The sequence below is a fragment of the Paenibacillus sp. 2RAB27 genome (assembly GCF_052115445.1).
GTDB lineage: Bacteria > Bacillota > Bacilli > Paenibacillales > NBRC-103111 > Paenibacillus_E.
On sequence record NZ_JBFRGR010000043.1, the window covers coordinates 35,032 to 41,359 of the forward strand.

The window sequence follows — 6,328 nt, forward strand, 5'->3', positions numbered from 1 at the left end:
CCTAAGCTTAGGCTTAGAGTCCAACGGGAGGTGTTTTTATGTTCAAGGGTCTAGTTAAGCTTACAGGAGCTGCTATCCTTATAGCGAGTTTAGTAGGTTGTGGCACGGGGAATAACAAGAAAACGAATGATAATTCTACGTATAAAGTTCAGAATTATAAGCAAGACGGTATGTTGGGTATTACAAGTGTTAACCCGAACGATCCGATGAATCCGACCTATCATCATTACGAGGATGATACGAATCTCATGAAGGCAGTGCTTGCTCAGCTGTCAGGCATCGAGAAGACCAATATTGCGATCAATGGTCCTTCTGCCAATGTGAAAATTAAACCACAAGCAGCTTTGACGGCGGCCCAAGTTGAAGAATTGCGGTCGCAGGCTCAAATGGCATTAGAGACGAATATGCCGCGGTATAAGATACAAGTAAGAATGGATCGCTAGTTGGAGTGACTTTAGCTAGCACTAAAGATCCCAAAGCAGAGAGACTTTAACTAACGTTAAAGATCCCAAAGCAGAGAGACTTTAACTAACGTTAAAGATCCCTATATATGGTACTTTTTCCCCTTAGGTTGCTATTTGGCAGTGAATCAGATATACTATTTTTACTGTGCTAGACGGGGAGGTAGCGGTGCCCTGTAACTCGCAATCCGCTGTAGCGAGGTTGAATTCCTGTTAGCGGTACTGTGATGTGAGGTCTGGCTCTTACACGTGGTGTTGAGAGTTGGGTCCTTCGCAATGGATGCTCATGAACCCGGTCAGGTCTGGAAGGAAGCAGCCGTAAGTGAGATGTTTCATGTGCCGAGGGGCTGCCTGATTTGAGCCAACGATAAGAGTTCGCTTGTATCACTTTATCAATAACAGGTGCACGGTGTAATCATACCGTATATGTAAGAACACATAACCGAAACGCCAGCAATTAGGGCGTTTTTTCTTTTGCGTTTTGCAGGAAAAATATGACTTTACAGAGAATCTTTATACAATACGTACATGGACTGATGCAACTCGAAGATGTTCGAAAAGAGAAAGTGAAGGAGCTGTTGACATGCCCATTCATTCGCCTCAGATGTACTCGGTATCGATGAACGAACTGCGGAAACTGTTCAATCACAGCATACAAACCGGTATGGTAATGGTTGATGAAGATGAGAAGTTGTTACTCGTCACGGATCAGCTCTTGAAAGTTTCAGGATATTCAGCAGATGAAATTACTGGTGTTCCCTGCCCTCAATTTTTTAAGATGAGGGCTACTTTGCGTGAGCTATACGAATTTCATTTTAGGGATGAAGCGGATGTTGGGGAGTGGCCCCATGGTTTTCTACTAGGGAAGAATGGGGAAATGATCTATTTTCAGTTCTCCATGCTCAAGCTCCAATGCGAGGATAGAAGTATATATTTATTATCATTAAAAAATAAAGAAGAAGGAACAGCATTAAACTTGCTGCAGCGCTTTTCGGATGCCTTTTTGAAAGACATCAACTTGGGTGTGTTATTAATTAATATGGATTACCGACTTGCTGACATTAGTGATCGCGCCTGCCAAATGCTGGCCATGGAGAAGGAGCATATCCGCAACAAGTCGCTGGATGAGATTTTCGCCACAGTTCCGAGTCAGCACCAGCTCGTGCAGCGAACGATTCTGAATGGAGCGATAGTCCGCAATCACGCCGTTTCCTGGACGAACAATCAAGAACGCTTTGATTTGCTGCTGGATTCTAATGTTTTAAAGGATAGTCAGGGGAACATTGTGGGGGCTTATATTATTTTCAAAGATGTTACGAATATGCGCTCATTGGAACAAATGGTCCAGCGAAGCGATCGTCTTGCGATGATCGGGCAAATTGCTGCAGGAACAGCGCATGAAATCCGCAACCCGCTAACCTCAATCAAAGGCTTCTTACAGATGCTGCGTCGTACATTCGGTGACCGTGGCATGGACAAAGAACAGAATTTTACAGATGTCATGTTGGGAGAAATTGATCGGATTAATGCACTAGTGAATGAATTTCTGATGTTGAGCAAGCCCAAGCATGTGGCCTATGAGCGTATTGGTGTGACGGAAGTCTTGCGTGGCATCGTGCCGGTTATTCAGAATGAGGCGATCCTCTATAATGTTCAACTTCACTATGAGGCTTCCACCCACCTCCCTGAGGTGACGGCAGATATCGAGCTATTGAAGCAAGTTTTCTTGAATGTTTGCAAAAATGGAATCGAAGCCATGCCCGATGGTGGGATATTGACGATTTCGGAGCGTGTAGACACGACAGATCGAAATGTATGTGTGGATATTCATGACACAGGTACAGGGATTCCGATGTTCGTCATTGATAAAATCTTTGATCCCTTCTTCACAACGAAGGATACAGGCACGGGGCTAGGGCTCTCTGTATGCCAACGTATCATTCATGATATGGGCGGGACGATTCGCGTAGCTGCCAAAGGCTTTGGAACGACATTTACCATCACGATTCCCTATATGTGATCCTCTATTTCATCCCTTGGAGCGTTATAGTATAATGGATACAGTCAATCCACGCAGGGATTATTGGAGAGGAACACTATGGCACACATTGCTTTGTATCGTACATGGAGGTCGCAGACTTTTCGTGATGTTGTCGGACAGCGGCATATCACACAAACACTGCAGAATTCGTTGCGGGAAAATCGCCTAACCCATGCTTATTTGTTTAACGGCCCCCGTGGAACGGGTAAAACAAGTACAGCCAAAATTTTAGCCAAAGCTATCAACTGTTTAAACGGCCCCTCGGAAGAGCCATGCAACCAATGCTCTGCCTGTGAGCGTATCACGGAAGGCGCAGTCATGGACGTTGTCGAGATCGATGCGGCATCAAACCGCGGTGTGGAAGAAATTCGTGATATCCGAGATAAAGTTAAATACGCACCGACCGAAGTCAGGCAGAAAGTGTACATTATTGATGAAGTGCATATGCTGACGACGGAAGCATTTAATGCCTTATTGAAGACGTTGGAAGAGCCGCCGGCGCATGTTATGTTTATTTTAGCAACAACGGAGCCTCATAAGATTCCCGCAACCATTATTTCTCGGTGTCAGCGCTTTGATTTTCGACGCGTTTCCATGGAGGATGAGGTAGGGCGTCTACAGTATGTTTGTGATCAAGAGCGCATTTCGATTGATAAAGAAGCTCTTCACTATATAGCAAGATTATCCGACGGCGGGATGCGGGATGCGTTAAGTCTGTTGGATCAAGCGGCATCGTTTGCAACAGGAGAAATACAGCTCGCTGATATTTTGTCGATTACGGGCGGTATTGCTTCCGATCAATTTAAGCGACTTGTCACGTATATCAAGGAACAGAATCTGGGGGCTGCTCTAGAGTTAATTGATACTTTCATGCAAGAGGGGAAGAGCGCAGACAAGTGTATTGAGAATTTGATTCATTATTTCCGAGATTTGCTGATGGTGCGCATGGTGCCGAATTCACCTGTGATCGCTGAACGCGTATTTGATATGGCAGAGCTTAAGGAGATTGCGAGTCACTTCACGCCAAGTGAGATGATGAGTATGATTGAAACGCTGAACCATTATCAGAGTGAGATGAAATATTCGGTGCAACCGCAAACCTTATTAGAAATCGCTATTATGAAAATAAGCGGTGGCCACCGAGGATCGGACGGCTCAGTGGAAGTAGGGGCGCGTCAGCCGCAKGGTGATCTTTTTGCTCAAATGACCCAAAGAATGAAACAACTTGAAGATCAACTAGCTCTACTGGTAAAATCGGGAGTGAGTGTTGCTTCGGGTGAAAGTGCTAAGCAAGCGCCTGCGGCGAAAGTAGCCGTGGCCTCGGCACCTTCTAAGAAGTCAGGTCTTAAGCTTGATCCATACTTGAAGGCTTCTGAGAGTCCAGATACGAAGACGGCACTGATGAAGTGGAGTCAAGTGTTAGGTGATGTCAAAGAGAAGAAAATAACCGTTCATGCTTGGTTTGTTAATGGTGATTTGGTGGCTATGCTAGATGATGTTGTTCTAGTCGCATTTAAGAATGATATGCATCGTAATACAACGGAGAAGCCAGAGAATAAAGTCATTATTGAACAAGTGCTTTCTTCTGTATTTGGTAAGCCAATGCGTTTGCTGACCTTAATGCGTAAGGAATGGGATGATGCGAAGAATGAAGCGACGCACGCCCCGCCTGAAGAGATGGAATTAGTGGCTGAGGATGGTCGCGGAAACGCGGTCAAAGAAGAATGGATATCCGAAGCCATCCAATTGTTTGGTGAAGATCTAGTAACGATTAAAGAAGACTAACGATAAGGGAGCGATCTATAATGAATAACATGAACCAAATGATGAAGCAAGTGAAGAAAATGCAAGAGCAAATGATGAAGGCACAAGAAGAACTAGGCACCAAAATGATTGAAGGAACAGCTGGCGGCGGTGTAGTAACGTGTATAATCAACGGGCACAAGAAAGTACAAAGCATCACGATCAAACCGGAAGCGGTGGATCCAGACGATGTTGAAATGCTGCAAGATCTTGTGTTGACTGCAGTTAACGACGCAATGTCCAAAGCCGAAGAGATCGCTAACAAAGATATGGGCAAATTCACAGGCGGAATGAACATCCCTGGATTGTTCTAAGACAACCAAGAATCAACGACTCTGTACCATGAAGGAGTACTTCCTTTGTATTACCCCGAACCGATAGCGAAGTTAATCGATGCCTTCTCCCGCTTGCCGGGAGTAGGTCCCAAGACAGCGGGACGCTTAGCCTTTCACGTTCTTCGAATGAAAGAGGAAGACGTGATTGATTTTGCTAAATCGCTTGTTAATGTAAAACGGAACCTGCATTATTGCTCTGTGTGCTGCAATATTACCGATGTGGATCCTTGTCGTATTTGTCAGGATAAAAGCCGTGATAATTCCGTCATCTGCGTTGTGCAGGAACCGAAGGACTTGGTTGCGCTGGAGCGTACCAAAGAATTTGAAGGCTATTATCATGTGCTGCATGGTGCCATATCCCCTATGGAGGGAATTGGACCCGATCAAATTCATATCGCGGAATTACTCAAGCGTTTGGGTGACGAAACGGTGCAGGAATTGATTCTTGCCACCAATCCGAACATTGAGGGTGAAGCCACAGCCATGTACTTATCTAGATTGATTAAACCGTTTGGGCTGCGTGTTACCCGTATTGCCCATGGCTTACCGGTAGGCGGCGATTTGGAGTATGCGGATGAGGTAACCTTATCCAAAGCGATGGAAGGCCGCAGGGAATTATAAAAGCATACATGTTAAGGAGAGCTGAGAAGCTCTCTTTTTTTCTACCCATAAAGTGTCGTAATGGTTCTGAAAATGCCATGATCCCCATATGTATAGATCAACCCAATTGTGGGAGGAATGGAGGTTTGCCTATGAAACCGGCTCTATTAGGCATGCGTGGATTTAAGAGTCCGCGAGCAAAGACTGTTAAGGAAGAACTGAAACGGGACAAGATCATGTTGATTCAAGAGATACGTGCTGCGCATCTGACGTGGGTGGCGGCGCAAGCTCACTTTGAATTCGCTTTGGACAAGGATCAGATCGACTATACAATTTACGCAATGGAAGCGGCAGAGAAGAGATTCGAAATGCTCATCAAACAAGCGAAGCGATTAGGGGTAAGCCTGATTGACAGCGATCATTTAATGGAGGTGTAAAGCATGATTCTTAAATATGCCATTTGGGGGGTGTTGATACTCTCCTCGCTTATGTTAGTGATGATTGTGTTTCGCAGCCGAGGTGGCGGTAGACTAGTAGCGTCATTAGGTCTAAATGTAGTAGTCGCAGCTTTTCTGTTATACGTACTGAATCTATTGAGCGGATATACACATATAGAGCTGCCTATTAATACGGCTACATTAGGGACGGCTACTATATTAGGGATCCCGGGTGTTATACTACTAATTGGTGTGAAATGGGCTTTGTTGTAACTGTAAATATAATACATCTACTATTGGGTTGACTCGACTGCGGCATCTGTGTTATCTTATAAAAGTTGCCGCTGAGACATGCGGAAATACAAAAGTAACTTGAGAAAAACAAGTTGCAAAAGAAAAGTAACTATGGTATATTGGTCTTCCGGCTTTCGAGAGAGAGCAGGTTGGACAAGAGTGATTGATCTTTGAAAACTGAACAACGAGTGAGTAAGCACAGTCGAGTAATCGACTATAAAAGAGATTGCAAAATCTCGCTAGCATCAAAATGAGCATTTCAGCTTTTCTATTATGGAGAGTTTGATCCTGGCTCAGGACGAACGCTGGCGGCGTGCCTAATACATGCAAGTCGAGCGGGTTTATCCTTCGGGGTAA

At 44.8% G+C, this 6,328-nt stretch carries 7 protein-coding genes, 1 rRNA gene and 1 other RNA gene; all 9 read left to right on the forward strand.

What is annotated here, in order from left to right:
• Positions 1-38 precede the first annotated feature (38 nt).
• Positions 39-443, forward strand: coding sequence for a hypothetical protein (locus AB4114_RS31650; RefSeq protein WP_441991977.1), 405 nt, complete (start codon positions 39-41; stop codon positions 441-443).
• Positions 444-607: 164 nt separating this feature from the next.
• An RNA gene (gene ffs / locus AB4114_RS31655) (signal recognition particle sRNA large type) lies at positions 608-871 on the forward strand.
• Between the two features lie 173 nt (positions 872-1,044).
• Positions 1,045-2,481, forward strand: coding sequence for an ATP-binding protein (locus AB4114_RS31660; RefSeq protein ID WP_441991978.1), 1,437 nt, complete (start codon positions 1,045-1,047; stop codon positions 2,479-2,481).
• A gap of 78 nt (positions 2,482-2,559) precedes the next feature.
• On the forward strand, positions 2,560-4,287 hold the full coding sequence (gene dnaX, locus AB4114_RS31665; RefSeq protein WP_441991979.1) for a DNA polymerase III subunit gamma/tau: 1,728 nt from the start codon (positions 2,560-2,562) through the stop codon (positions 4,285-4,287).
• Positions 4,288-4,307: 20 nt separating this feature from the next.
• Positions 4,308-4,619, forward strand: coding sequence for a YbaB/EbfC family nucleoid-associated protein (locus AB4114_RS31670; RefSeq protein ID WP_028555044.1), 312 nt, complete (start codon positions 4,308-4,310; stop codon positions 4,617-4,619).
• Between the two features lie 45 nt (positions 4,620-4,664).
• On the forward strand, positions 4,665-5,261 hold the full coding sequence (gene recR / locus AB4114_RS31675) for a recombination mediator RecR (protein WP_056621953.1): 597 nt from the start codon (positions 4,665-4,667) through the stop codon (positions 5,259-5,261).
• Positions 5,262-5,392: 131 nt separating this feature from the next.
• Positions 5,393-5,677: a DUF2508 family protein gene (locus AB4114_RS31680; RefSeq protein ID WP_441991980.1), complete on the forward strand. Its 285-nt coding sequence runs from the start codon at positions 5,393-5,395 to the stop codon at positions 5,675-5,677.
• A 3-nt stretch (positions 5,678-5,680) separates the two neighbouring features.
• Positions 5,681-5,950 (forward strand): pro-sigmaK processing inhibitor BofA family protein, encoded by a 270-nt coding sequence (locus tag AB4114_RS31685; protein WP_441991981.1) that lies wholly within the window; start codon positions 5,681-5,683, stop codon positions 5,948-5,950.
• 291 nt (positions 5,951-6,241) lie between these two features.
• Positions 6,242-6,328: ribosomal RNA gene (locus AB4114_RS31690) — 16S ribosomal RNA — on the forward strand; the annotation flags it as partial.